We start from the raw sequence: 25,072 nt of genomic DNA on the forward strand, positions 1-25,072 counted from the left end.
CCGAGGCAGTCGCGAAAAACGTCCCGACGTGCGGGAGTCGGCTCCGGCGGAGGAACTCCAGGTCCGCGTCGGCGGACGCCGACATCCGTTCTCGGGCAGCGGGATCGAGGGAGTGCCCGGGGGCGTCAGTCGCGTCCGGCGGCGGGCACCGGCACGGCGGGGATCGCCAGCAGCGGAAACGCCGCGCACACCGCGAACGTGATCGGATAGCCGGCGATCCCGATCAGCGCCCCGAACAGGGGCGGCGCGATCCCTGCGGTCAGTAGCTGACTGGTGTTCTGGGTGCCGAGCGCCCGCCCGCTCCAGAACGGCCCGGCGGTCTCGGCGATTGCGGTGAACGCCAATCCGTTGTCGGACACGGTGATCACGGATGCGGCGATGATCACCGGCACGCTCAACGGCGAATGCAGCCAGTCGGTGAGTGCGAGCAGGGCCATCGACGCCGCCGCCGCCAGCGCGATTGTGCGGATGGGCCGAAGCCGGGCCGCCAGGGTGTCGCCACAGCGCCGCAGGACGGCATCCGACCACCGGCCCGCGCCGATCCGGCCGCCGGCGCCCAGGACCTGGGCCGCCATCACCAACGCACCGGCCGAACCCGGCGACCAGCCGCGATCGCTGATGAGCCACACCAGCGTGAACGTCCACACCAGGACCTGGGGGACGACCAGAAGCACCGAGGCGGCGTGGATGCGCCACAGCACCGGGGACCCGCGGTACGGATTGGCCAGGTGGGCGTCCTCGGCCTCTGCGCGTGGCGGCCGCGGCGGGTCGATCACCGCGAGCACGCACACCAGTGCGGCCGCAGCGCAGACGACGCCGGGGAAGGTCAGCGCCACCGACACCCCGTGGGATTCCGCCAGGCGCGGGATGACCAGGGCGCCGAGGCCGACACCGAGTGGCTGCGCGGTCTGGCGGATCCCCATGACCAGCCCGCGCCGCTCGGCGTCGAACCAGCCCACGACCAGGCGGCCGCTTGCGCTGTTGCTGCTGGCCGCGGCCATGCCTCCCAGGAACAGGAACAACCCGACGACGATCAGCGACGGTGCCACCGCCGCGGCGAATGCGGCGGCAGCGGTGAGGGCCGATCCCAGGGTGAGCACCATCCGCTCGCCGAAGCGGTCGACGGCGTAACCCCACGCGATCAACGTGAGCACCATGCCGAGGCTCGGCAGCGACGACATCAGGGCGGCCCCGGCCAGATCCAGGCCGCGCTCGTCGTGCAACTTAGGTATGAGGAAGGCCACACCGTTGATGAACACGTTGGCGCACAGCGTGGCCAGCAGGGCAACGAACAGCATCGACCAGCGTCGCAGCGAGCTGATCACCGGACTGGACACCCGGCCATGCTCCCACAGCGATCCCACTATTCTGAACAGTTATCTCAGAATATGAGATCCACGGTGTTCGCTCGCCGTCCCGGTGGGGGCGGACCGGCCGGGCACTAGGCTGAGCGCATGCGCCTCGGTCGAATCGCCAGCCCCGACGGTGTGGCCTTCGTGGCCATCGAGGGACCGCCCGACGATCTGAACGCCGCCGTCGCCAGGGAGATCGCCGAGCACCCGTTCGGAACGCCCACCTTCACCGGCCGCCAGTGGCCGCTGGCCGACGTACGCCTGCTGGCGCCGATCCTGGCCAGCAAGGTGGTGTGCATGGGCAAGAACTACGCCGCACACATCGAGGAGATGGGCGGCGGCACCTTCGAGGATCCGATCATCTTCCTCAAGCCCAACACGTCGATCATCGGGCCGAACACCCCGATACAGCTGCCCGCCGACGCGCACCCGGTGCATTTCGAGGGGGAGTTGGCCGCGGTCATCGGTCGCCCGTGCAAGGACGTGCCGGCGGCCCGCGCCGCCGAGAACATCCTCGGCTACACGATCGCCAACGACGTGTCCGCCCGCGATCAGCAGGCCAAGGACGGCCAGTGGATGCGGGCCAAGGGGCACGACACGTTCTGTCCCGTCGGTCCGTGGATCGTCACCGACGTCGATCCCGCCGACCTCGAGCTGCGCACCGAGGTCAACGGTGTGCTCAAGCAGCACAGCCGGACCTCGCTGATGCTGCACGACATCGGCGCCATCATCGAGTGGATCTCGGCGGTGATGACCTTGTTGCCCGGTGATCTGATCCTGACCGGCACCCCGGAGGGGGTCGGCCCGATCGAGGACGGCGATACCGTGGCCATCACCATCGAGGGAATCGGCACTCTCACCAATCCCGTTGTGCGCAAAGAAAAGCCGTGACTTTCACGGTGGTGAGGAGCGCTAGATGACCGTCCGAGTCAGGTTCTGTCCCTCGCCGACGGGCACCCCGCACGTCGGCCTGATCCGCACCGCCCTGTTCAACTGGGCCTATGCGAGGCACACCGGCGGAAAGTTCGTCTTCCGCATCGAGGACACCGATGCCGCCCGGGACAGCGAGGACAGCTATCTGGCGCTGCTCGATGCGCTGCGCTGGTTGGGGCTCGATTGGGACGAGGGGCCCGAGGTGGGTGGTCCCTACGCCCCCTACCGGCAGTCGCAGCGCGGCGAGATCTATCGCGACGTGATCGGGCGCCTGCTCGCCGCCGGGGAGGCCTACGAAGCGTTCTCGACCGCCGAGGAGGTCGAGGCCAGACATCTGGCGGCGGGACGCAACCCCAAACTCGGCTACGACAACCATGATCGCGGTCTCACCGACGAGCAGCGTGCCGCGTTTCGCGCCGAGGGGCGTTCGCCGGTGGTGCGGTTGCGGATGCCCGACACCGACCTGACGTGGCAGGACCTGGTGCGTGGCGAGACGACCTTCCCCGCCGGCTCGGTGCCCGATTTCACGCTGACCCGGGGCACCGGAGAACCCTTGTACACGTTGGTCAATCCGGTCGACGACGCGCTGATGAAGATCACCCACGTACTCCGCGGCGAGGATCTGCTGCCGTCCACGCCGCGTCAGCTGGCGCTGTACGCCGCGCTGATCAGGATCGGCGTGACCGATATGACCCCACAGTTCGCGCACCTGCCGCCGGTGCTCGGCGACGGCAACAAGAAGCTGTCCAAGCGCGACCCGCAATCCAACCTGTTCCTGCACCGCGATCGCGGGTCCGTCCCGGAGGGTCTGCTGAATTACCTTGCTCTGCTGGGCTGGTCGATCGCCGACGACCGGGACGTGTTCAGCCTGGACGAGATGGTCGCCGCGTTCGAGGTGGCCGACGTCAACTCCAACCCGGCGCGGTTCGATCAGAAGAAGGCCGACGCGCTCAACGCCGAACACATCCGGATGCTCGGCGAGGAGGAGTTCGCCGACCGGTTGGGTGCCTATCTGCATGCGCAGGGGCACCGGCTGGAGATGCCGTCGGCGGTGTTCGCCGAGGCCGCCCGGCTCGTCCAGACCCGCATCGTGGTGCTCTCCGACGCGTGGGATCTGCTGAAGTTCCTCAGCGATGCCGAGTTCGCCCTCGACGAGAAGGCGGCGGCCAAGGAGCTGCGGCCGGACACCGTGGTGGTCCTGAGCGCGGCCCTGGCCGCGCTGGAGGCAGTCGGGCAGTGGCGGTCCGCCGAGATCGAGGACGCGCTGCGGGCGGCGCTGATCGACGGACTGGAGCTCAAGCCGCGTAAGGCGTTCGGCCCGGTCCGGGTCGCGGTGACCGGTTCTTCGATCAGCCCCCCGCTCTACGAGTCGCTCGAACTGCTCGGACGCGAGCGCAGCCTGCAGCGGCTGCAGGCCGGCCGAGACCGGGCCGGCGCGGCGGCCTCCCCAGCCGCCTCGGCGGAGGCGTGAAAAACCACGCCGAAATCTTTGGTAGTCTGCTCGTCGGCCCGACAACAGGCGCCCCGCGTCCGCGATGCGGTGCACCGGGTCGAAAAACAGCTTGTGACCAGCGGTGACAGGCGGCCAATGGGGTATGGTGTAATTGGCAACACAGCTGATTCTGGTTCAGCCATTCTAGGTTCGAGTCCTGGTACCCCAGCCAAAGCAACGGATTAGGTCCGCATTCTCACCTGAGCTATGCTGGCCCTCCGGAACAAGTTCTAGCCCCCGTCGTCTAGCGGCCTAGGACGCCGCCCTCTCACGGCGGTAGCGTGGGTTCGAATCCCATCGGGGGTACCAGCACGGCAAGTCGTAGGACACCGGAACGGCCCGAACTCTCACTGCAGGGTTCGGGCCCTTTTCTTTGGGATCCGCGCGTTCTCTGGGGACCCGCGCGTCGGTTTTTCTCTGGGGACCCACGCGTCGGTTTTTCTCTGGGAACCTGCGTGTCGGTGGTCGCCGGCCGGGTTCGCCCGGCAGGCGTACGAGTTTGCCGGCGGCCACAGTCGAATTTGCTGACTCTTGCCGGCATCGGCGGTGAATCTGGTTACATGGGAGTCCGGTCGGGGAAGGCGAGGGCCGGCACTGTGTGGGTGAAGTTGCGAGCCCATTCGCGGCAGTGGGCGCACCGAATGTCGCCGACGGCGTCGACCTCGGCCCCGATCCGGGTCGGCGGCGACCCGTCCTATCCTGATCTGTCTGGAGGGCGGGTCGGGTGTGCGATCCCGGCGCCCGGGGGCGGCGCCGCGTTGACACCGATGGAAGAGGGGTGGGGTAGATGAGCATCGTCGGCATGGCGGCCAAAGCGACGTCGGTCGGCTGCGCGCTGGCTCTCGTCGTGGCAGGCCCGACCGCGGCCGAAGCGGCGACACTGGTTCAGCAGCCGACGACCAATGAGGTTCTCGCCGCCCTCATGGCGGGTGACGACCCCGCTCTGAGCGCCGCCGAGCCCAGCACCAGCAGCACGGGCTGGCTGACCGGCCCGCCGTTCAACGTGCCGGACGACCCGCCGGACGCCGCGCTGGTGGTCAACACCCCGGGCACCGACGACACGACCCTGTACAAGCGGATCGATCCGATGCGGGGCGACCTCAGGACCGTGAATGTCGTGTATCCGGAATCGCTCTGGCCGATCATCTCGGGAAAATCCGGTCACCTCCTACCGATCTTCGCCCCTACCTACGATCAGTCCGTCGCCATTGCCGTCGACCACAATCTCGAGACCATGGCAGGGCTCAAGGATGCTTCAGACAAGCCCTATGTCGTGTACACGGGTTACTCCCAGGGCGCCGATGCCCTCGGCGATGCGGCGGTCCAGGGCCTCGCCGACGGTTACCTCGACCCCGCCACCGACCAGATCGTTCTGGTGTCCGATCCGCGCGGTCCATGGGGCGTGAAGCAGTTCGCCGCCGACCATCCGCTGGTGGGACTGGTGTTCTGCCTGGTCGGCGCAACACCCGACGGGGCACGTGATCCCGCCGACACCGGGGACGAACTGCAGGTGACCTCGGTGATCATCGACGGTGACCCGGTGGCCAATTTGCAGTGGGACGGGCGCCGGCCGATCTCCTCGCTGGTCGTCGACGCAGCCGGTTTCCTGATGATCCACGGGGCCCGCGGCCCGGAGAGTTACGCCACCCTGGACGAGATTCAGGATGTCGACACGCTCTACAGCGAGGACGGCAGGACGACCTATCTGATCTATCACGCCGATCATCCGTTGACCCAACTCACCGAGTTCGTCTTGGGTGTCGTCGGCATTCACCTCAGCGATGACCAGGTGGACAAGCTCAACACGTTCAACGACTGGTTCTATCCGCTGCAGCAGCCCACCCCGGAGCGCGCCGCGCCGGTCGCCCCGGTGACGACGGCGCCGCCCCCATCGCCTCCCGCCGAGGAAGAAGCGTCGATCTCCCCGACATCGGCCGACGGGGTGGACGCCGCAACGTCACTCGTGAGTCCCGTGCGCGGTCGCGCATCGATCACACCAGCGCCGGCGGACGCCGTGGAAACACCCGACCTGGATACGGTTCCCGGCCCGCAGGACGACCCGGCCACCGACGAGGAGATCGTCTCCGACGCAGGGTCGCCGACCCCCGAGGGCGCCGAGAGCACCGAGTCACTGGACGAGGGCGCCGAGAGCACCGAGTCACTGGACGAGGGCACCGAGTCGCCGGACGGGAGCACCGAGTCGCTGGACGAGAGCACCGAGTCGCTGGACGGCGGGAACTTCTCGACCGATACCGACGCCGATTCGGTCGAGCACAGCGACGATGCGGATTCGGTGGGTGACAACGGGCACGAGTCGTCCGGCGCCACCGAGGACGCGAAGCGGGTCACCTCTCCCGCTCAGCAGCGCGCCGAGAAGGCCGCCCCGCCCGCCGCCGAGGCTGCCGCGGCCTGAACTGCGGCGGGGCCTTCGTTCCGGGAAAGCGAGACAGGCGGGACGGCGGCGCTACAGCCGCCGGGCGAGCGCGTCGGCGGCGGCCACCAGGTCGGCCGCCCAGCGGGCGCCGGGACGGCGGCCCATCCTGTCGATCGGGCCCGACACCGAGATTGCGGCGATCACCGCGCCCCGTCCGTCTCGTACCGGAGCCGACACGCTGGCCACGCCCGGTTCCCGTTCGGCGGCGCTCTGCGCCCACCCCCGCTTGCGGACCTCGGCCAGCGTCCGATCGGTGAACTTCGCCGACGGCAGGACCGCCTGCTGGGTGGCGGCATCGGCGTAGGCCAGCAGCACCTTGGCGCCGGAACCCGCCGTCATCGGCAGCCGGGTGCCGACGGGCACGGTATCGCGAAGGCCGGCAGGTGGTTCCAGGGCGGCGATGCAGATCCGGGAGTTGCCCTCCCGGCGGTAGATCTGCACGCTCTCGCCGGTCAGTTCACGCAACCGCGGCAACACCACCGCACCGGCCGACAGCAGGGGGTCCCTGACGTGGCGGGCCAGTTCCGCGGTGGCCGGACCGATGCGCCACAGGCCGTCGGCGTCGCGGGCCAGCAGGCGGTGCACCTCCAGCCCGACGGCGAGCCGGTGTGCGGTGGCCCGGGGCAGATCGGTGCGCTCGCACAGATCCGCCAGACCGCAGGGTGACTCGGCGACCGCGAGCAGCACACTCATGGCTTTGTCCAGCACGCCGATACCGCTATCCTGTCTCACGAGGAGATACTTTCGTCCCAGAATGTGAGATAGTCAAGATGGCCAACGAGCACCGGCCCCGCACGCTCGCCGAGAAGGTGTGGAGCGATCACGTGGTCGTTCCCGGAACCGGCGAGGGGGCGGCGCGCGAACCGGACCTGATCTACATCGATCTGCACCTCGTGCACGAGGTGACCAGTCCACAGGCATTCGACGGACTGCGGCTGGCCGGCCGGCCGGTGCGCAGGCCGGATCTCACGATCGCCACCGAGGACCACAACGTGCCGACGGTCGACATCGACAAGCCGATCGTCGATCCCGTCTCGCGCACCCAGGTGGAGACGCTGCGCCACAACTGCGCGGAGTTCGGGATCCGGCTGCACCCGATGGGCGATGCCGAACAGGGCATCGTGCACATCATCGGTCCGCAGTTGGGACTGACCCAGCCCGGCATGACGGTGGTGTGCGGCGACAGCCACACCTCGACCCACGGCGCCTTCGGCGCGCTGGCGATGGGCATCGGCACCTCGGAGGTCGAGCACGTGCTGGCCACCCAGACGCTTCCGCTGCAGCCGTTCAAGACGATGGCCGTCAACGTCGACGGACGGCTGCCGGCCGGCGTGAGCGCCAAGGACATCATCCTCGCGGTGATCGCCAAGATCGGCACCGGCGGTGGGCAGGGCCATGTCATCGAGTACCGCGGCTCGGCCATCGAATCGCTGTCGATGGAAGGCCGGATGACGATCTGCAACATGAGCATCGAAGCGGGCGCCCGGGCCGGGATGGTCGCCCCCGACGAGACGACCTTCGAGTTCCTGCGCGGCCGGCCGCACGCGCCGACGGGCGCCGACTGGGATGCCGCGGTCGCGGCGTGGAGCGAGCTGCGCACCGACGAGGGGGCCGAGTTCGACACCGAGGTCTACATCGACGCGGCCACGTTGAGCCCCTTCGTGACCTGGGGGACCAACCCGGGCCAGGGGGTCCCGCTGTCGGGCGAGGTGCCCGACCCCGAGCTGATGCTGGACGACGCCGAGCGGCAGGCCGCGGAAAAGGCTTTGGCTTACATGGACCTTCGCGCCGGCACCGCCATGCGCGAGATCCCGGTCGACACCGTGTTCGTCGGTTCCTGCACCAACGGCCGGATCGAGGACCTGCGGGTGGTCGCCGACGTCCTTCGGGGCCGCACGGTGGCCGACGGCGTGCGGATGCTGGTGGTCCCCGGTTCGATGCGGGTGCGCGCCCAGGCCGAAAGTGAGGGATTGGGCGAGATCTTCGTCGCCGCAGGCGCGGAGTGGCGGCAGGCCGGCTGCTCGATGTGCCTGGGAATGAACCCCGACCAGCTCGAGCCCGGGCAGCGCTGCGCGTCGACATCCAACCGCAACTTCGAGGGCAGGCAGGGCAAGGGCGGCCGCACCCACCTGGTCTCACCCGCCGTCGCCGCCGCGACCGCGGTCCGCGGCACCCTTTCCTCGCCGGCGGATCTTCCCGCCGCCCCCGCCCACTGAGAACCCGACAGGAGAATCTCGATGGAAGCCTTCCACTCCCACACCGGCATCGGTGTGCCCCTGCGCCGCTCGAACGTCGACACCGACCAGATCATCCCTGCGGTGTATTTGAAGCGGGTCACCCGAACGGGATTCGAGGACGGTCTCTTCGCCGCGTGGCGCACCGACCCGTCCTTCGTGTTGAACCAGGCGCCCTTCGACCGCGGATCGGTATTGGTCGCCGGGCCCGACTTCGGCACCGGGTCCTCCCGCGAGCATGCCGTCTGGGCACTGATGGACTTCGGCTTCCGGGTGGTCATCTCGTCCCGGTTCGCCGACATCTTCCGCGGCAATGCCGGAAAGGCCGGTCTGTTGGCGGCCGAAGTCGCGCAGGACGATGTGGAATTGTTGTGGAAACTCATCGAGCAGCAGCCCGGGTTGGAAATTACTGTAAATCTTCAAGATCGAACCATCGCGGCGGGAACGGTCATGGTGCCGTTCAACATTGACGACTACACCGCATGGCGGTTGCTCGAAGGCCTCGACGATATCGGCCTTACGCTGCGGAAACTCGACGAAATCGAGGCTTACGAAGCCAGTCGGCCGAGCTACAAACCACGCACTCTGCCGGCCTGAGTGGCCCGGTTTCGGGGCGGATTCACCCCTTCGCGAACGCCATTTCCGGGGGCGCGGCAGGACAGCAAGGGCGGCAAGCGGATTGAAAAAGTTCGCTAGCACGGCCTGAAATTGCGCGTGGCTCTTGGAAATCAGCGGGCAATGGGTTTACCGTGTGGTCTAGTCGGTCCAGGTAGGGCCACTGGCATCGGAGGTTTTGCATGAACAAAGCAGAGCTCATCGACGTACTCACGGAGAAAATGAACGCGGATCGCCGGCAGGCAACTGCGGCGGTGGAGAACGTCGTTGACACCATCGTGCGCGCAGTGCACAAGGGCGACAGCGTCACCATCACCGGCTTCGGGGTGTTCGAGCAGCGCCGCCGCGCCGCCCGGGTCGCGCGCAACCCGCGCACCGGCGAGACGGTGAAGGTCAAGCCCACGTCTGTGCCGGCGTTCCGTCCCGGCGCTCAGTTCAAGGCCGTTGTCTCTGGCGCGCAGAAGCTTCCGGCCGATGGTCCGGCGGTCAAGCGCGGGGTCGTGGCGGCGAGCACCGCTCGCAAGGCCGCCAAGAAGGCGCCGGCCAAGAAGGCGGCGGTGAAGAAGGCCGCGCCCGCCAAGAAGGCCCCGGCCAAGAAGGCCCCGGCCAAGAAGGCCGTGGTGAAGAAGGCCGCGCCCGCCAAGAAGGCCCCGGCCAAGAAGGCTCCGGTCAAGAAGGCCGCCACCAAGGCGCCGGCCAAGAAGGCCGTCGTGAAGAAGGCCGCGCCCGCCAAGAAGGCCCCGGCCAAGAAGGCCCCGGTCAAGAAGGCCGCCACCAAGGCGCCGGCCAAGAAGGCGCCCGTCAAGAAGGCCCCCGCCAAGAAGGCTCCGGCCAAGCGCGGACGCAAGTAGATTCACCGACGAACACGCCGCGGGTCGACACGACCCGCGGCGTGTTCGTGTCAGCCGGCCGGCGGGGACGCTGGGGCGGTGGTTGAATCCATGTGCGGCGTCACTTCTTCGGCGCCAGCGGGCTGCCCATGTGGTCGGCGGCCACCAACCGCCCGCCGGCCATCGACATCACCCACGTGCTGCCCTTGCGATTGCGGGACTTGTCCGGTCGTACCCCGTCGCGCTCGCACCACCAGCTGATCATGTCGGGAATCACCTTCCCCTGACTGCAGATCACCGGGTTCGACGCCGCCGCAGCGATCTCGAGGATGCGCTGCCGCGCGGCCTTGCGGTCGTCGGCGTAGGCCTCCTCGGTCAAGGTCGGCTCGTTCCGGATCGACGCATCGAGTTCCTCGGCCAGCGGACCCAGCGTCTGGTGACACCGCTCCCGGTCGGCGGCGAACAGTTCGCCGGCGCCGAAGGCCAGCAGTTGCCCGACCAGAGACTCGGCCTGGGCCCGGCCGTTCTTGTCCAGCGGGCGCTTTCGGTCATCGCCGCGGTATCGCGATTTGCTGCCTGCGGTGCCGTGACGGACGATCAGCACCGTCTGGGTATCGGGCGGGAGCGCGAGGAAGCTGCGCAGGATCTTGCGATCGTGCGGATAGTGCAGCATGTCCACCGCCTGTGCGGCCGGCAGCCATTTCAGTTCGTCGACTTCGTCGTTGGCGGTGAACTGGCCGCCGGCGCAGCGTGCCGACCAATAGCGCACCCGTTTCGGGAACCCGTCCACCGGGTAGCTCACGGTGGCCAGCCGCCGCCCCAGGTGTGCGCGATAGCCGGTCTCCTCAGCGATTTCGCGCACCGCGGTCACCGGCTCGGTCTCTCCCGCATCGACCTTGCCCTTGGGCAGCGACCAGTCGTCGTAGCGTGGGCGGTGGATCACGGCGACCTCAGGGTCGCCGGCCCCCTCGTGCGGTCGCCACAGCACGGCCCCCGCCGCCAGGATCGGTTTCTTCTTCCCCCCCGCATCCGTTGGGATGTCTTTCGGCACCTCAGCTCCTGCGGGTCGAGTCGGGCCTCGGGATCGTCGTCGTCACGGGAACCGGTGGCGGTCCATCATCGACATCTGGTGGTCGCGCACGGTCTCTCCTTCCTGGGGTGAGGCCGTCCAGTGTCCGTCCTGGCCGAGTTCCCAACAGCGGGTGCGTGCGTCGGTCGCCGACTCGAAGATGTCGTTGAGTTGTGCCGTGAGCCGAGGGTCCTTGACCTGCGCCATCACTTCCACCCGCCGGTCGAGATTGCGATGCATCATGTCGGCACTGCCGATCCAGTACTCATCGATGGCGCGGAAGTGGATGACCCGCGAATGCTCCAGGAACCGCCCGAGAATCGACCGGACCGTGATGTTCTCGGAGAACTCGGGCGCCCCGGGCCGCAACGCGCAGATCCCGCGGACCACCACCTCGATACGGACACCTGCCTGCGACGCCCGGTACAGCGCGTCGATGACCTGCTCGTCGACCAACGCATTGGCCTTCAAGCGGATCCGCCCCTCGGCGCCGTCCCGGGTCGCGGCGATCTCGCGCTCGATGCGGTCGATGATGCCCCGGCGCACGCCGTAGGGGGCGACCAGCAGGTTGCGGTAGGAGTCCTTGCGTGAGTAGCCGGTCAGCGAGTTGAACAGGTCGGTGAGGTCGGCGCCGATATCGGGAGCGGCGGTCAGCAGGCCGATGTCCTCGTAGAGCCGGGCGGTCTTCGGGTTGTAGTTGCCGGTCCCCACATGGCAGTACCGGCGGATCATCGAACCTTCGCGGCGCACCACCAGACAGGTCTTGCAGTGCGTCTTCAACCCGATCAGCCCGTACACGACATGCACACCGGCCTGCTCCAGTGCCCTGGCCCATTTGATGTTGGCCTGCTCGTCGAAGCGGGCCTTGATCTCCACCAGCGCGACGACCTGCTTGCCGGCCTCGGCGGCGTCGATGAGGGCGTTGATGATCGGGGAATCGCCGGAGGTACGGTACAGCGTCTGCTTGATCGCCAGCACATTGGGATCGGCCGCGGCCTGCTCGATGAATCGCTGAACCGTGGTGGAGAACGAGTCGTAGGGGTGGTGCACGAGCACGTCGCCGTCGCGCAGCGCCGAGAAGATGCTCTTGGGGGTTTCCCGCTCACCGAAGGCCGGCGGAGTGGCGGGCACGAACGGTGGATCCTTCAGTGCGGGCCGGTCCACGCCGTAGATCTGCCACAGCGAGGACAGGTCGAGCAGCCCGGGGACCTCCACGACATCGCCGGGGGCGACGTCGAGTTCGCGCAGCAGCAACTCGAGCATGCCCTCGGTCATGTCGCCGGAGACCTCCAGTCGCACCGGGGAACCGAACCGTCGCCGTGCCAGCTCACGTTCCAGCGCCTGCAGCAGATCCTCGTCGCGGTCCTCTTCGACCTCGAAGTCCGCGTTGCGGGTGATACGGAATGCGTGATGCTCGACGATCTCCAACCCCGGGAACAGCACCGGAAGGAACGCCGCGATCAGCTCCTCCATCGGCAGGAAGCGCACCACGTCCGGGGTTTCGGTGTCGTCGGAGCGGACCGGCAGCTCGACGAACCGGTCGACGTTGTCGGGCACCTTGATTCGGGCGAAGTGCTGGCCGCCGTCGTCGGGGTGCTTCACCGTGATGGCGAGGTTGAGGCTCAGGCCACTGACGAACGGGAACGGGTGCGCGGGATCCACCGCCAGCGGTGTCAGCACCGGGAACACCTGCTCGTGAAAATACGTGGACAGCTGCCCGCGCTCGGCGTCGTCGAGTTCGGCCCAGGTCACGATGAAGATGCCCTCGTGGGCGAGCGCCGGACCGACGGCGTCGGAGTACACGTGCGCGTGGCGGCTGGCGATCTGCTGGGTGCGTTCGCTGATCCGGCGCAGTTGCTCACGCGGCGACAGCCCGTCGGCCGACCGCACCGACAGCCCCATCTCGTCGCGCCGTTTGAGCCCCGCCACGCGCACCATGTAGAACTCGTCGAGGTTGGAGGCGAAGATGGCCAGGAACTTCAGCCGTTCCAGCAGCGGCATCGACGGGTCGGCGGCCAGCGCCAGCACTCGGGCGTTGAAGTCCAGCCAGCTCAGCTCCCGGTTGAGGTAGCGGTCCTCCGGCAACGGATTCTCGACCGGAGGCGGGGTCGCCGCCGGAGGCGCCTCGGGTGCGCCGCCGTCGCCCGCGATCACCGGCAAGCCATCCGCCGTGTCCGAGTCCTCCGGTCGGGTCTGCGCTTCGGTCATGGTCTAGATGATCCCCTATCGGCCGTCGGCCCTGCTACCGAGACGGGTCAACCCGTTGGGCGGCACCGGCCATCGAACCGATGGCCAGCGCCGTCTGTGGCCCCACGCCGAGCCGGCGTGCGGCGACCAGGTCGTCGAGGGTGTCGATGTCGCACCGCAGACCGGGCCAGGCGCCGCCGAGTTCCACGGCGCCCGACCGGCGATGCCGTTGCGCGGAGTCGGAGCCGAAGCGCGGGCCCAGCGGCACGCCGAAGGAGAACAGGGCCGACGTACCGGTGCCCTGCCGGTCGGCCACGAAGCTGCGTGGACGGCCCCGTGCCGCCCCGATCGCCTCGGCCAGCTCCTGCGTCTGCAGCGCGGGGAGATCGCCCTGCAGTGCAACGACGTTCGCCATGTCCCGCCGGGCCAGCGCATCCGCCGCGGTCAACGCGTTGTTCAGCGGGTCCCGGTGGCCCTCGGGCGTGGGATCGCGCAGCACGCGCGCGCCGAGGCGGTCCGCCGCGGCGGCCGCCTCTTCGTCCGGGGTGACCACGATGACCGAACGGACCGACGGCACCGCCGAAGCCGCGACGATGGTGTCGACGAGCATGGCCAGGACCACGTTCTCGCGGTCGGCCGCCGAAAACGCGGGAGCCAGCCGTGTCTTGGCCGCTGCAAGCCGCTTCACCGCGATCACCAGACCGACGTCGGAATCCGGGGCGGGCGCGGCGGCTACCGTCGTGTCCATGCCGCTCACGAGCGCCATCCTGCCAGTCGAATATTCCCCGCTAGTCTGAAGCCGTGGTCGAAGCGGCGGTGATGGGTGCCGGGGCATGGGGAACCGCGTTGGCCAAGGTGCTGGCCGATGCGGGCAACGCCGTCACGATCTGGGCCCGCAGGCCCGAGCTAGCGGAGGAGATCAACCGCACCCACCGCAACCCCGGCTATCTCGACGTGGTGCTTCCGGAGTCCATCCGGGCGACCAGCGACCCCGCCGACGCGTTGACCGGCGCGTGCACGGTGCTGCTGGCGGTCCCGTCGCAGACGCTGCGGGCCAATCTCACCGACTGGACCGGCCACATCAGCGCCGACGCCACGCTGGTCAGCCTCGCCAAGGGCATCGAGTTGGGCACCCTGATGCGGATGAGCCAGGTCATCGTTGCGGTCACCGGTGCCGACGCTGCCCGGGTGGCGGTGGTCACCGGGCCGAATCTGGCCAGTGAGATCGCCGAGGAGCAGCCTGCGGCCACCGTGATCGCGTGCAGCGACTCCGGGCGCGCGGTGGCCGTGCAGCGGGCGCTGTCCACGGGCTACTTCCGCCCCTACACGAACTCCGACGTGATCGGCGCCGAGGTGGGCGGGGCGTGCAAGAACGTCATCGCGCTCGCGTCCGGGATGGCCGCGGGGTCCGGGTTGGGCGAGAACACCGCCGCCGCGATCATCACCCGCGGGCTGGCCGAGATCATGCGGCTGGGAATCGCGTTGGGCGCCAAGCCCGCCACCCTGGCCGGGCTGGCAGGCATCGGCGATCTCGTCGCGACCTGCATGTCACCGCACTCGCGCAACCGCTCGTTCGGGGAACGACTGGGTCGCGGCGGGACCATGCAGGCCGCGCTGGCGGCCACCGGCGGCCACGTCGCCGAGGGAGTGACGTCGTGCGAGTCGGTGCTGGCGCTGGCCTCCAGCTACGACGTCGAGATGCCGTTGACCGAGGCCGTGCACCGGGTCTGCCACCGGGGTCTGTCCGTCCACGAGGCGGTGGCGCTGCTGCTGGGCCGCACCACCAAACCGGAGTAGCCGTGTCGGCCCCGTACGGCGACTCCACCCGCAGCGTCAAAGCCGTTGATTCGGAAGCCATTCCAGGCGCCCCGATCGCCCCGTCGCCGACACCCGCTGCGGCGTACCACATTCCCGCCGACGAAGACGACACGCTGGACAGCTACGGGCGTCGGCACAACCCGACCTGGCGCCGTCTGGAGTCGGGTCTGGCTCAGCTCGAGGGCGCATCCGCCGTCGTGACGTTCGCCTCCGGCATGGCCGCGGTGACCTCGCTGCTGCGCGCGGTGGCCGAGCCCGGCTGCACGCTGGTCGTCCCCTCGGACGGGTACTACCAGGTCCGGGCCTATGCACACGAGTACCTGGCGCCCCGCGGGGTGACGGTCGTCGAGGCCGGGTGCGCCCAGATGTGCGACGCCGCCCGCGACGCGGACGTGGTGTTCGCCGAGACGCCCGCCAACCCGGCCCTCGACGTCGTCGACCTGCACCGCCTGGCGATGATCTGCCGGCCGCGGGGAGCGCTGCTGATCGTGGACAACACCACGGCCACGCCGCTCGGGCAGCAGCCCCTGGCGCTGGGAGCCGATCTGGTGGTGGCCAGCGCGACCAAGACGCTCGCCGGCCACCACGACCTGCTGGCCGGCTATGTGGCGGGCAGCCGCCCCGAGGTGATCGAGCGCCTCCAGCGGGAACGGCTGCTCGGCGGGTCGATCCTGGGCGCGTTCGACGCGTGGCTGGTGCTGCGCAGCCTGCCGACCCTGGGTCTGCGGTTCGAGCGGCAGTGTCAGAACGCGGCGGCGGTCGCCCTGATGCTGCGTTCGCATCCCCGGGTCCGTTCGGTGCGCTATCCCGGCCTGCCCGACGACCCGTCGCACCCGATCGCGTCCCGGCAGATGCGCAGGTTCGGCGGAATCGTCTCCGTCGAGCTGGACGGTGCGCAGGCGGTGCACGACCTGGTGCGCAACAGCGACCTGCTCGTCGGGGCGACCAGCTTCGGCGGGATCCACAGCTCGGTGGACCGCAGGGCCCGGTGGGGGGATCCGGTGCCGGCCGGATTCGCGCGTCTGTCGATGGGGATCGAGGACACCGAGGACCTGCTCAGCGATATCGACCGGGCCCTCGGTCCGGTGTGAGATTCGCCGGACCGGCCGCTCCGCGAACTGCGGATTCATCTCGGGGCGGTACCCTCTCTAGGTTGTGACTGCCCGCACCCGCGTTGCCGTCGTCTACGGCGGACGGAGTTCCGAACACGCGATCTCGTGTGTTTCCGCCGGCAGCATCCTGCGCAACCTCGACCCGGAGCGTTTCGAGGTGGTGGCCGTCGGCATCACCCCGGAGGGCTCCTGGGTGCTCACCGACGGGCGGCCGGAGACCCTGGCCATCACCGACGGCACGCTGCCCGGGGTGGCCGCCACCTCCGGGACCGAGCTCGCATTGGCCGCCGATCCGGCGCGGCGCGGCCAGCTGGTCTCGTTGGGTGAGGCGGCCGGCAGCATGCTCGCCGCGGTGGACGTGGTGTTCCCGGTCCTGCACGGCCCCTACGGCGAGGACGGCACCATCCAGGGGCTGCTCGAATTGGCCGGGGTGCCGTACGTGGGCGCCGGGGTGCTGGCCAGCTCGACCGGCATGGACAAGGAGTTCACCAAGAAGCTGTGGGCGGCCCAGGGCCTGCCGGTCGGCGACCACGTCGTGCTGCGGCCCCGCGAGAGCACGCTGTCGGTGGAGGAAAGCGAGCGCCTCGGCCTGCCGGTGTTCGTCAAGCCCGCCCGCGGCGGCTCGTCGATCGGTGTCAGCCGGGTCACCGCCTGGGACCGGCTGCCCGCGGCGATCGAGATGGCCCGCCGCCACGACCCGAAGGTCATCGTCGAGGCCGCCATCCCCGGCCGGGAGCTGGAGTGCGGGGTGCTGGAGTTCCCCGACGGCCGGGTCGAGGCCAGCACCGTCGGCGAGATCCGGGTGGCCGGGGTACGCGGCCGCGAGGACGGGTTCTACGACTTCGAGACCAAGTACCTCGACGACGCGGCCGAACTGGACGTCCCGGCGAAGGTCGACGACGACGTGGCCGAGGAGATCCGGGGGATGGCGATCCGGGCCTTCCACGCGATCGACTGCCAGGGCCTGGCCCGCGTCGACTTCTTCCTCACCGAGGACGGACCCGTCATCAACGAGATCAACACGATGCCGGGGTTCACCACGATCTCGATGTATCCGCGGATGTGGGCGGCCAGCGGCGTGGACTATCCGACACTGCTCGCCACCATGGTCGATACCGCCGTCGCCCGGGGCACTGGTCTGCGTTAGCCCGACCGGGGCGCCGGCCCGTCACTGCGCCTGTGCCGGCTCGCCACTGGGTCCGTGCCGGCCCGTCAAGCGCCGAGCGTGAGGTGGCTGCGAAAAATCGGCCGTTGCGTCGCAGTGAGTTCACGCTCGGCGGGCTACCGGGCCGGCGGGGCTACCGGGCCGGCGCCGGGTCCACCGGGGTGGCCGGCAGCGACCGGGCGATCGCCGCGGACAACCCCTGGATGGGGCTGGGACCCGACCCGGGCGGCAGCGTGAGCGCGACGTACACGGGGCGGTCCACGGCGAACCAGGTGCTGCGGACGTCTCCCACCCCCGCTTCGCCCACCCGGCCGTCTCCCACCCCCGCTTCGCCCGCTGTGCTGGTTCCCACCCCTGCTTCGCCCACCCGGAACCACTGAACCGCGTCGACCACCTGGATCGGGGCCCCGACGACGAACTCGGCGGGGCGCTCCAGCCCGCACCGCAGGATCGTCGGCTCACCGCCGTCATCGGTCCGCCACGCCGCCGTGCCGGCCGGCGCGGGTTCGGCCAGCGGCGCGCGGTGGAAGTCGCCGAGGTGGTCGGGCAGCGCGGCGATCAGGGCCCGGCAGTCCGGGCCGTCCGCCTCGGGCGCCGGCACAGCGGCGATGGCCACCGGAGCCGCCTCGGGAGCGCGCTGTCGCAGCGCGGCGACGACGAGGATCGCGACGACCGCACCCACCGCGACGACCAGCGCCGCGATCAGCACACCCCGGGGCGGGCCGTCACCGTCCTGGCTGTTCACCAGCCAAACTCTAGGGCTGCACCCCGTTGGCGATCGGGCAGGTCAGCGTCCGGGTGATCCCGGGCACCTGCTGGACGGTGGGGACCACCGATGACTGCAGGTCGGCAAGCGTGTCCGCGCCCACGCGAATGACGACGTCGTAGGGGCCGGTCACGTATTCCGAGGACAGCACCCCGCTCAGGGCGGCGAGCTGCTTGGCGACGACTTCGGCGCGACCGACCTCGGTCTGGATGAGAACGAAAGCCTCGACCACGCCGCAATACCTCCATCTGGCTGCATAGACTCCACGCCGCAGGGACCAAACGTACCGCAGGTGCGCCGAGCGTTCAGGCCAGGAAACCGACTCGAGGAGCTGACATGGCGGCCGAACAGCCCGACCGGACCCTGTCCGAGTCGGGAGAATTCGCCGTCATCGACCGGCTCGTTGCGGGGCGCCGCCTGCCCGCATCGGTGCTGCTGGGACCCGGCGACGACGCCGCCGTGGTGGCCAGCCCGGACGGCAGAACCGTGGTGTGCACCGACATGCTGGTCGAACACCGGCACTTCCGGCTGGACTGGTCCACCCCGCACGACGTGGGGCGCAAGTCGATCGCGCAGAACGCGGCCGACATCGAGGCGATGGGCGCGCGGACCACCGCGTTCGTGGTGGGGTTCGGCGCGCCGGGCGACACCGTGACCGAGCACGCGGTCGAGCTGGCCGACGGGATGTGGCACGAGGCGGGGCTGCTGGGCGCGGCCATCGTCGGCGGCGACCTGGTGGCCGCCCCCCAGTGGGTGATCTCGGTCGCAGCGCTCGGCGACCTCGACGGGCGGGATCCGGTGCGCCGCGCCGGGGCCCGGCCGGGTGACATCGTCGCGGTGGCCGGCGACCTCGGCCGCTCCGAGGCGGGATACCAGGTGCGCCTGCACGGGGCCGGCGGGTTCGAGGCGCTGCGTCGACGCCACCTCGTGCCGGAGCCGCCCTATGGGCAGGGCGCGGCCGCCGCCCGTGCCGGCGCGACCTCGATGACCGACGTCTCCGACGGTCTGCTGGCCGACCTCGGCCACGTCGCGGCGGCGTCGGGGGTGGGCATCGACGTGTCGCTCGCCGGGCTGGCCGTCGACGTCGACGCGGTCGCCGCCGCGGCCGCCGCCGTCGGGGCCGATCCCCGGCAATGGGTGCTCGGCGGTGGCGAAGATCACGCGCTGGTCGCGACGTTCCCGGTGGCGCCGCCGCCGGGCTGGCGGGTGATCGGCACCGTCCTCGAGCGGGCGCCGGCATCGGTCACCGTCGACGGCGCCGCGTGGGCCGGAAAGCCGGGCTGGGAGTCGTTCTGACCGGCCGCACGCTAGGTTGGCGTGCTGTGACAGCACGTCCGCTCAGCGAGTTGGTCGATCCGGCCTGGGCCCACGCACTCGCACCCGTCGAACCCCAGGTCGCGAAGATGGGCGAGTTCCTGCGCGACGAGCTCGCCGCCGGGCACCGGTACCTGCCCGCCGGTCCGAACGTGTTGCGCGCGTTCACGTTCCCGTTCGGGGAGGTGCGGGTGCTGATCGTCGGCCAGGATCCCTATCCGACCCCCGGGCACGCGGTCGGGCTGAGTTTCTCGGTCGCGCCCGAGGTGCGTCCGCTGCCGCGCAGTCTGGACAACATCTTCACCGAGTACCGCGCCGACCTCGGCTACGACGCACCCGCCAACGGCGATCTGACGCCGTGGTCCGCACAGGGGGTGATGCTGCTCAACAGGGTGCTCACCGTGCGGCCGGGGACACCGGCGTCCCACCGGGGCAAGGGCTGGGAGGCGGTCACCGAGTGCGCGATCCGGGCGCTGGTGGCGCGGCAGCAGCCGCTGGTCGCGGTGTTGTGGGGACGTGACGCAGGCACGCTGAAGCCGATGCTGGGCGACACGGTGACCATCGAATCGGCGCACCCGTCCCCGCTGTCGGCGTCGCGTGGATTCTTCGGGTCGCGCCCGTTCAGCCGGGCCAACGACCTGCTGGCGCAGATGGGCGCCCAACCGGTGGACTGGCGGCTGCCGTGAGGCCGGCCGCGGGGCCCCACCCGGGACGGCGAAGGCGGGAACTAGCCGCGGGTGACCTTGCCGGCCTTCAGGCAGGACGTGCAGACGTTCATCCGCTGCTTGTTACCGCCGGGGCGCGTCACGGCGCGCACCGACTGGATGTTCGGGTCCCACCGACGGCTGGTCCGGCGATGGGAGTGTGACACCGACTTGCCGAAGCCGGGGCCCTTCCCGCAGATATCGCACACGGCAGCCATATGTAGAACTCCTTGAATCAGTACGTGGGGGTCTGGGTCCTCCGGCCACAGCAGGCTGCGGCTCGACCCGACAACCTGATCAGGATACCGGCCGTCGCTGCTATCGCCAAAAACCCGGCGTGGCCGATGCCGTGCCGCGGTGTCGGGCGCACTGGCTAGGCTGGCGCCGACGGCGGCAGCGGTGTGCTGGGCCGCCGGTCTGGAGGTGGGATGTCGGCTCGGCCGCTGGACGCGTCGTCGCTGCGACGCTGGGCGCACAGGGCGGTCGCCGACCTGATCAGCCACACCGACGAGATCAACCGGCTCAACGTGTTCCCGGTCGCCGACGCCGACACCGGAACGAACATGCTGTTCACCATGCGCGCCGCCTGGGCGCAGGCCGACGCGCACGCCGACATCGACGACGTCGCGGCGCTGACCGCCCGGATGGCCGACGGTGCGCTGCGCGGCGCCCGCGGCAACTCCGGGGTGATCCTGTCGCAGATCCTGCGCGGTGTCGCCGACGTGACGGCCGCCGCCGCCGAGGACCGCGGTGGCTGGCTCCCCGACGTCGACGGCGCATTGTTCGCCGCCGCGCTGCGACATGCCGTGAGCCTGGTGGTCATGTCGATGGGGCACGAGGTGCCGGGCACGATCGTCTCCGTCCTGCAGGCGGCCGCGGCCGCAGCGGAGGATGCGGTCGCCGAGGGTGCCGACCTGGCCGACGTGGTCGACGCGGCCGCCGGATCGGCCGCCCGGGCCCTGGATCGCACCCCGACCCAGCTCGACGTGCTGGCCGCCGCCGGGGTGGTGGATGCCGGCGGCCGTGGCCTGCTGGTGCTGCTGGACGCGCTTAGCGCGACGTTGACCGGTCGCGTCCCGATGCGGCCGGCGTACCTGCCGGCCCCGGCGGAGCCGCCCGCCGCGTCCTCGACGACGACGGCACCCCAATTCGAGGTGATGTACCTGCTGAGCGGCTGCGACGCCGCCGGGGCCGAGATACTGCGGACCCGCCTCGACGAGCTCGGCGACTCCGTCGCGATCGCCGCGTCGGGTTTCGGCGCAGCCGCGGCCACCCCCGGCCACTACTCCGTGCACGTCCACACCGACGACGCCGGGGCCGCGGTCGAGGCGGCGCTGCCGCTGGGCACTCCCAGCCGTATCCAGATCACCTCGCTGGGCGGGGCCCCCGAGCGGCATCCGGCCGGCGGCTGGAGCCGGGGGCGCGCGGTGCTCGCCGTCGTCGACGGTGACGGCGCGGAAAGCCTGTTCAGCGCCGAGGGCGCCCAGACGTTGCGGCCCGAGCCCGGAGTGCCGGTCAGTGCGCAGCAGTTGCTGCACGCGCTGGTCAACACCGGCGCAGCACAGGTGATGGTGCTGCCCAACGGCTACGTGGCGGCCGAGGAACTGCTCGCCGGGTGGGCCGTCGCCTCGGACTGGGGCATCGAGATGGCGCCGATCCCGGCGGGCTCGATGGTGCAGGGGCTGGCCGCGCTGGCGGTCCACGACCCCGAGAGCCGCCTCGTCGACGACGGTTTCACGATGGCCCGAGCCGCGGCCGGCGCCCGCTACGGCTCGGTGCGGGTGGCCGCCGAGGAGGCGCTGACCTGGGCGGGCACCTGCAAACCGGGCGACGGGCTCGGCATCGCCGGCGACGAGGTGGTCATCGTCGGGGGCGACATCGTGGCCGCCGGGGCCGGGCTCATCGACGTGCTGCTGGCCGCCGGCGGCGAGCTGGTCACGGTGCTGACCGGTGACGGCGTGGGCGAGGAGGTCGCCGAGGCACTGGCCGAGCACGTCCGGCGCCGCCATCCCGGCACCGAGATGGTGTCCTTCCACACCGGCCACCGCGGCGATGCGCTGCTGATCGGGGTCGAGTGACATGGCCACGCTGAGCGACCGGCTGGACTTCGTGCTCGGCAAGAAGGCCGCCGATCGACTCGAGCAGCATTTCGGGATCCGCACGGTCGGCGAGCTCGTTCGGTACTTCCCCCGCAAGTACAGCGACGCGATGACGGTCCGCGGCGAGGGCGAGGACCTCGACCTGGAGGAGGGTGAGCACGTCACGTTCGTCGACACGATCGCCAAGGCCGAGTCGAAGTGGACCAAGCGCACCCCGGCACGGGAATTCCTGGTCGTCACCCTCGAGCACCGCCGCCCCGCGGTCACCGCGACGTTCTTCAACCCGAAGTATCTGAAGAAGACCCTCGTCGAGGGCGCGCGGGTGATGTTGTCGGGAGAGGTCGGCTATTTCCGCGACACCATGCAGCTGACCCATCCGGCGTTCATGGTGCTGCGCGACGGCGGCAAGAACGTCGGCACCAAATCGCTGACGTCCCTCGCCGAGGCGACCGGCGCCTCGGGCGAGGACCTGCTCGCCGAGCTGGACAAGGACTTCTTCCCGATCTACCCGGCCAACTCCAAGATGCAGACGTGGGAGATCTACGCCTGCATCCGCCAGGTGCTCGCCGTGCTCGATCCTGTCGCCGAAACGCTACCGAAAGCGTATGTCCGCCAACACGGTCTGATGTCCGAGGATGAGGCGCTGCGCGCTATCCACCTCGCCGAGAACGCCGCCGACCGGGCCCGCGCCGCGGAGCGGCTCACCCACGACGAGGCCGTCGGCCTGCAGTGGGGCCTGGTGGTGCGGCGGCACAGCGAACTCGGCGAATCCGGGCCACCGGCACCATCCCGGTCCGATGGTCTGGCGGCGGCGATGGCCGCCCAGCTGCCGTTCGAGCTGACCGCGGGGCAGCAGAAGGTGCTTGACGTGATCTCGGGAGAGCTCGCGGCGCCGCGGCCGATGAACCGGATGCTGCAGGGTGAAGTCGGGTCGGGCAAGACGGTCGTCTCGCTGCTGGCGATGCTGCAGGTGATCGACGCCGGCTACCAGTGCGCGGTACTCACTCCCACCGAAGTCCTTGCCGCCCAACACTATTTGTCGATCCGGGCCATGCTCGGACCGCTGGGGATGGCCGGCCAGCTCGGCGGCGCCGACCAGGCGACCCGGGTGGCGCTGCTGACCGGCTCGATGTCGGCACAGCAGAAGCGCGAGGTTCGCGACGAGGTGGCCACTGGGGCGGCCGGCATCGTCATCGGCACCCACGCGCTGCTGCAGGACGCCGTGGAATTCCACCGCCTCGGCATGGTGGTGGTCGACGAGCAGCACCGGTTCGGTGTCGAGCAGCGGGACCGGTTGCGCGCCAAGGCTCCTGCCGGACTCACGCCGCACCTGCTGGTGATGACCGCGACGCCGATCCCGAGGACGGTGGCGCTGACCGTGTACGGGGATCTGGAGACCTCCACGCTGCGCGAACTGCCCAGGGGCCGGCAGGAGATCACCACCAACACGATCTTCGCCAGACAGAAGCCGGCCTGGCTGGAACGCGCCTGGGCGCGTATCGCCGAGGAGGTGCGCGCCGGCCGGCAGGCCTACGTGGTGGCGTCCCGCATTGACGAGGACGACAGGCCGCCCGCTGCCGAGAAGCCCAACAAATCCACAAGGGGAGACGCTCAGGAAAAGGAGCCCGGCCCACCGCCGGTGACTGTCGTCGATCTGTTCGCCCGGTTGCAGCGCGGGCCGCTGTCCGGTGTCCGGCTGGGATTGATGCACGGCCGGCTCTCCGGCGACGAGAAGGATGCGGTGATGTCGGCGTTCCGGGCAGGCGACATCGATGTGCTGGTGTGCACCACTGTCATCGAGGTCGGCGTCGACGTACCCAACGCCACCGTCATGGTGGTGATGGACGCCGACCGGTTCGGCATCAGCCAGCTGCACCAGCTGCGGGGCCGGATCGGCCGCGGCGAGCACGCCGGCCTGTGCCTGCTGGCCACCAACCTCCCCGCGGAATCCAAAGCGGGGCAACGGCTCAAGGCGGTGGCAGCCACCCAGGACGGGTTCGAGCTGACCAAGCTCGACCTGCGCGAGCGTAGTGAAGGCGACGTGTTGGGGCTGACCCAGCACGGCCGGCCCGTCACGTTGAGGTTCCTGTCGCTCTTCGAGCACGAGGACATCATCGTCGCGGCCAGACAGCTGTGCGAGGCGGTCTATGAATCGGATCCGGCCGACCCCGGCATGGCGGTGCTGTCGGCGCCGTTCACCGACACCGACCGGGTCGAGTACCTGGACAAGTCGTGAGCCGCCGCCAGATCCTGTGGCTGACCGTCGCGACGGTGCTCGCCGTTGTGGTGGCCTACCAGGTGATCGCATCGGCGAACCGGCCGTCGGAGTTCATCGCGCAGGCCGACATACCCACCGTGGCGCCGGGTGTCGACGTCCTGGCCGACGTCGCCGAGATCCCCGACCGGGTGCGGGGATACGACTACCGCCGTGCCGCATTCGGTGACGCCTGGACCGACGACACCACCGCGCCGGGCGGCCACAACGGCTGCGACACCCGCAACGACATCCTCAACCGGGACCTCATCGACAAGACCTACGTCGCGATAGCCCGTTGTCCCAACGCCGTGGCCACCGGGGTGCTGCGGGACCCGTACACCAACGCCACGGTGGCGTTCACCCGCGGCGAGGGGACCGGCGCCGCGGTGCAGATCGACCACATCGTGCCGCTGGCGCTGGCGTGGGATCTGGGCGCCCGCGACTGGACCGAGCAGATGCGCATCCGGTTCGCCAACGACCCGGCCAATTTGATCGCCGTCGCCGGGCAGGCCAACCAGGACAAGGGCGACAGTCAGCCGGCCGTGTGGATGCCCCCCAACGAGGCGTTCCGGTGTCAGTACGCGATGCAGTACATCGCGGTGCTGCGCGGCTACCGGCTTCCGGTGGACGCGCCGTCGGCGCGGGTGTTGCGTGACGCGGCGCATACCTGCCCCCCCGGGTGACGGGGCGC

At 70.0% G+C, this 25,072-nt stretch carries 22 protein-coding genes and 2 tRNA genes; 16 read left to right on the plus strand and 8 right to left on the minus strand.

The genetic code is table 11. From position 1 onward, the window contains the following. Window positions 1-125: 125 nt before the first annotated feature. A complete protein-coding gene (locus tag JDV09_RS00940; protein ID WP_255604668.1) occupies window positions 126-1,298 on the minus strand; it encodes an MFS transporter in 1,173 nt (390 codons plus the stop codon). A gap of 156 nt (window positions 1,299-1,454) precedes the next feature. Between JDV09_RS00940 and JDV09_RS00945 the strand changes: the two genes are divergently transcribed. From JDV09_RS00945 to JDV09_RS00965, 5 genes are all read left to right on the plus strand, one after another. Next, window positions 1,455-2,243, plus strand: coding sequence for a fumarylacetoacetate hydrolase family protein (locus tag JDV09_RS00945; protein WP_221367224.1), 789 nt, complete (start codon window positions 1,455-1,457; stop codon window positions 2,241-2,243). 25 nt (window positions 2,244-2,268) lie between these two features. Then, window positions 2,269-3,756: a glutamate--tRNA ligase gene (gltX, locus tag JDV09_RS00950; protein WP_221367225.1), complete on the plus strand. Its 1,488-nt coding sequence runs from the start codon at window positions 2,269-2,271 to the stop codon at window positions 3,754-3,756. A 118-nt stretch (window positions 3,757-3,874) separates the two neighbouring features. Next, window positions 3,875-3,949 (plus strand) — tRNA-Gln (locus tag JDV09_RS00955). Window positions 3,950-4,010: 61 nt separating this feature from the next. Further along, window positions 4,011-4,086: transfer RNA gene (locus JDV09_RS00960), tRNA-Glu, on the plus strand. A gap of 478 nt (window positions 4,087-4,564) precedes the next feature. After that, window positions 4,565-6,190 carry a PE-PPE domain-containing protein gene (locus tag JDV09_RS00965; RefSeq protein WP_221367226.1) on the plus strand — a complete coding sequence of 542 codons (1,626 nt, stop codon included), beginning with the start codon at window positions 4,565-4,567 and terminating at the stop codon, window positions 6,188-6,190. Between the two features lie 51 nt (window positions 6,191-6,241). Here JDV09_RS00965 and JDV09_RS00970 read toward each other — a convergent pair whose 3' ends face one another. Beyond that, window positions 6,242-6,943, minus strand: a complete 702-nt coding sequence (locus tag JDV09_RS00970) for an IclR family transcriptional regulator (RefSeq protein WP_221367227.1) — start codon at window positions 6,941-6,943, stop codon at window positions 6,242-6,244. Window positions 6,944-6,981: 38 nt separating this feature from the next. Here JDV09_RS00970 and leuC point away from each other — a divergent pair, with 38 nt between their 5' ends. The 3 genes from leuC (at window position 6,982) to JDV09_RS00985 (ending at window position 9,911) form a co-directional block, all read left to right on the plus strand. Next, window positions 6,982-8,427 (plus strand): 3-isopropylmalate dehydratase large subunit, encoded by a 1,446-nt coding sequence (leuC, locus tag JDV09_RS00975; protein ID WP_221367228.1) that lies wholly within the window; start codon window positions 6,982-6,984, stop codon window positions 8,425-8,427. A 21-nt stretch (window positions 8,428-8,448) separates the two neighbouring features. Beyond that, window positions 8,449-9,042 (plus strand): 3-isopropylmalate dehydratase small subunit, encoded by a 594-nt coding sequence (leuD, locus tag JDV09_RS00980; protein ID WP_221367229.1) that lies wholly within the window; start codon window positions 8,449-8,451, stop codon window positions 9,040-9,042. A gap of 200 nt (window positions 9,043-9,242) precedes the next feature. Next, on the plus strand, window positions 9,243-9,911 hold the full coding sequence (locus tag JDV09_RS00985) for an HU family DNA-binding protein (RefSeq protein WP_221367230.1): 669 nt from the start codon (window positions 9,243-9,245) through the stop codon (window positions 9,909-9,911). A gap of 100 nt (window positions 9,912-10,011) precedes the next feature. Here the strand turns inward: JDV09_RS00985 and mutT1 are convergent, their stop codons facing one another. From mutT1 to cofC, 3 genes are read right to left on the minus strand one after another with little or no spacing between them, the layout of a single operon-like run. After that, window positions 10,012-10,941, minus strand: a complete 930-nt coding sequence (mutT1, locus tag JDV09_RS00990) for an 8-oxo-(d)GTP phosphatase MutT1 (RefSeq protein ID WP_221367231.1) — start codon at window positions 10,939-10,941, stop codon at window positions 10,012-10,014. A 42-nt stretch (window positions 10,942-10,983) separates the two neighbouring features. Then, window positions 10,984-13,167: an RNA degradosome polyphosphate kinase gene (locus JDV09_RS00995; protein ID WP_221367232.1), complete on the minus strand. Its 2,184-nt coding sequence runs from the start codon at window positions 13,165-13,167 to the stop codon at window positions 10,984-10,986. 34 nt (window positions 13,168-13,201) lie between these two features. Next, the gene (gene cofC / locus JDV09_RS01000; protein WP_255604671.1) at window positions 13,202-13,894 is read right to left on the minus strand and encodes a 2-phospho-L-lactate guanylyltransferase; all 693 of its coding nucleotides are present in this window, start codon (window positions 13,892-13,894) and stop codon (window positions 13,202-13,204) included. A 53-nt stretch (window positions 13,895-13,947) separates the two neighbouring features. Here cofC and JDV09_RS01005 point away from each other — a divergent pair, with 53 nt between their 5' ends. The 3 genes from JDV09_RS01005 to JDV09_RS01015 all read left to right on the plus strand — a co-directional run bounded on the left by JDV09_RS01005 (window position 13,948) and on the right by JDV09_RS01015 (window position 17,223). Then, window positions 13,948-14,943 (plus strand): NAD(P)H-dependent glycerol-3-phosphate dehydrogenase, encoded by a 996-nt coding sequence (locus JDV09_RS01005; protein WP_308123963.1) that lies wholly within the window; start codon window positions 13,948-13,950, stop codon window positions 14,941-14,943. 2 nt (window positions 14,944-14,945) lie between these two features. Next, window positions 14,946-16,055, plus strand: a complete 1,110-nt coding sequence (locus JDV09_RS01010) for a cystathionine gamma-lyase (protein WP_221367234.1) — start codon at window positions 14,946-14,948, stop codon at window positions 16,053-16,055. Between the two features lie 64 nt (window positions 16,056-16,119). Then, window positions 16,120-17,223, plus strand: coding sequence for a D-alanine--D-alanine ligase family protein (locus JDV09_RS01015; RefSeq protein WP_221367235.1), 1,104 nt, complete (start codon window positions 16,120-16,122; stop codon window positions 17,221-17,223). Window positions 17,224-17,374: 151 nt separating this feature from the next. On the opposite strand, the gene JDV09_RS01020 is transcribed toward JDV09_RS01015, so the two are convergent. Together JDV09_RS01020 and JDV09_RS01025 are read right to left on the minus strand one after the other, a co-directional pair. Next, window positions 17,375-17,986 carry a DUF3515 domain-containing protein gene (locus JDV09_RS01020; RefSeq protein ID WP_221367236.1) on the minus strand — a complete coding sequence of 204 codons (612 nt, stop codon included), beginning with the start codon at window positions 17,984-17,986 and terminating at the stop codon, window positions 17,375-17,377. Window positions 17,987-17,996: 10 nt separating this feature from the next. Beyond that, on the minus strand, window positions 17,997-18,239 hold the full coding sequence (locus JDV09_RS01025) for an Lrp/AsnC ligand binding domain-containing protein (RefSeq protein WP_221367237.1): 243 nt from the start codon (window positions 18,237-18,239) through the stop codon (window positions 17,997-17,999). 104 nt (window positions 18,240-18,343) lie between these two features. On the opposite strand from JDV09_RS01025, the gene JDV09_RS01030 reads away from it, so the two are divergent. Further along, window positions 18,344-19,303 (plus strand): thiamine-phosphate kinase, encoded by a 960-nt coding sequence (locus JDV09_RS01030; RefSeq protein WP_221367238.1) that lies wholly within the window; start codon window positions 18,344-18,346, stop codon window positions 19,301-19,303. A gap of 26 nt (window positions 19,304-19,329) precedes the next feature. Next, on the plus strand, window positions 19,330-20,007 hold the full coding sequence (locus JDV09_RS01035) for a uracil-DNA glycosylase (protein WP_221367239.1): 678 nt from the start codon (window positions 19,330-19,332) through the stop codon (window positions 20,005-20,007). 41 nt (window positions 20,008-20,048) lie between these two features. Here JDV09_RS01035 and rpmB read toward each other — a convergent pair whose 3' ends face one another. After that, window positions 20,049-20,243: a 50S ribosomal protein L28 gene (gene rpmB / locus JDV09_RS01040; RefSeq protein ID WP_221367240.1), complete on the minus strand. Its 195-nt coding sequence runs from the start codon at window positions 20,241-20,243 to the stop codon at window positions 20,049-20,051. A gap of 210 nt (window positions 20,244-20,453) precedes the next feature. Here rpmB and JDV09_RS01045 point away from each other — a divergent pair, with 210 nt between their 5' ends. Genes JDV09_RS01045 through JDV09_RS01055 form a run of 3 tightly spaced genes read left to right on the plus strand, consistent with a single transcriptional unit; the run spans window position 20,454 to window position 25,064 of the window. After that, the gene (locus tag JDV09_RS01045; protein WP_221367241.1) at window positions 20,454-22,103 is read left to right on the plus strand and encodes a fatty acid kinase ATP-binding subunit FakA; all 1,650 of its coding nucleotides are present in this window, start codon (window positions 20,454-20,456) and stop codon (window positions 22,101-22,103) included. Between the two features lies 1 nt (window position 22,104). After that, window positions 22,105-24,360 (plus strand): ATP-dependent DNA helicase RecG, encoded by a 2,256-nt coding sequence (gene recG / locus JDV09_RS01050; RefSeq protein ID WP_221367242.1) that lies wholly within the window; start codon window positions 22,105-22,107, stop codon window positions 24,358-24,360. Further along, complete coding sequence (locus tag JDV09_RS01055; RefSeq protein WP_221367243.1) at window positions 24,357-25,064, plus strand: HNH endonuclease family protein; 708 nt, start codon at window positions 24,357-24,359, stop codon at window positions 25,062-25,064. The genes recG and JDV09_RS01055 overlap by 4 nt, the downstream gene beginning before the upstream one ends. The last annotated feature ends 8 nt before the right edge of the window (window positions 25,065-25,072 follow it).

Origin of the sequence: Mycolicibacterium xanthum (genome assembly GCF_019710635.1) — a bacterium.
Lineage (GTDB): Bacteria > Actinomycetota > Actinomycetes > Mycobacteriales > Mycobacteriaceae > Mycobacterium > Mycobacterium xanthum.

What these genes read in the sequence shown, in the direction of transcription:
- JDV09_RS00940 (WP_255604668.1), bottom strand. Translation starts at nt 1,298, where the DNA reads ATGCTGTTCGTTGCCCTGCTGGCCACGCTGTGCGCCAACGTGTTCATC.
- JDV09_RS00945 (WP_221367224.1), top strand. Translation starts at nt 1,455, where the DNA reads ATGCGCCTCGGTCGAATCGCCAGCCCCGACGGTGTGGCCTTCGTGGCC.
- gltX (WP_221367225.1), top strand. Translation starts at nt 2,269, where the DNA reads ATGACCGTCCGAGTCAGGTTCTGTCCCTCGCCGACGGGCACCCCGCAC.
- JDV09_RS00965 (WP_221367226.1), top strand. Translation starts at nt 4,565, where the DNA reads ATGAGCATCGTCGGCATGGCGGCCAAAGCGACGTCGGTCGGCTGCGCG.
- leuC (WP_221367228.1), top strand. Translation starts at nt 6,982, where the DNA reads ATGGCCAACGAGCACCGGCCCCGCACGCTCGCCGAGAAGGTGTGGAGC.
- leuD (WP_221367229.1), top strand. Translation starts at nt 8,449, where the DNA reads ATGGAAGCCTTCCACTCCCACACCGGCATCGGTGTGCCCCTGCGCCGC.
- JDV09_RS00985 (WP_221367230.1), top strand. Translation starts at nt 9,243, where the DNA reads ATGAACAAAGCAGAGCTCATCGACGTACTCACGGAGAAAATGAACGCG.
- JDV09_RS00995 (WP_221367232.1), bottom strand. Translation starts at nt 13,167, where the DNA reads ATGACCGAAGCGCAGACCCGACCGGAGGACTCGGACACGGCGGATGGC.
- cofC (WP_255604671.1), bottom strand. Translation starts at nt 13,894, where the DNA reads ATGGACACGACGGTAGCCGCCGCGCCCGCCCCGGATTCCGACGTCGGT.
- JDV09_RS01030 (WP_221367238.1), top strand. Translation starts at nt 18,344, where the DNA reads ATGGCGGCCGAACAGCCCGACCGGACCCTGTCCGAGTCGGGAGAATTC.
- rpmB (WP_221367240.1), bottom strand. Translation starts at nt 20,243, where the DNA reads ATGGCTGCCGTGTGCGATATCTGCGGGAAGGGCCCCGGCTTCGGCAAG.
- JDV09_RS01045 (WP_221367241.1), top strand. Translation starts at nt 20,454, where the DNA reads ATGTCGGCTCGGCCGCTGGACGCGTCGTCGCTGCGACGCTGGGCGCAC.
- recG (WP_221367242.1), top strand. Translation starts at nt 22,105, where the DNA reads ATGGCCACGCTGAGCGACCGGCTGGACTTCGTGCTCGGCAAGAAGGCC.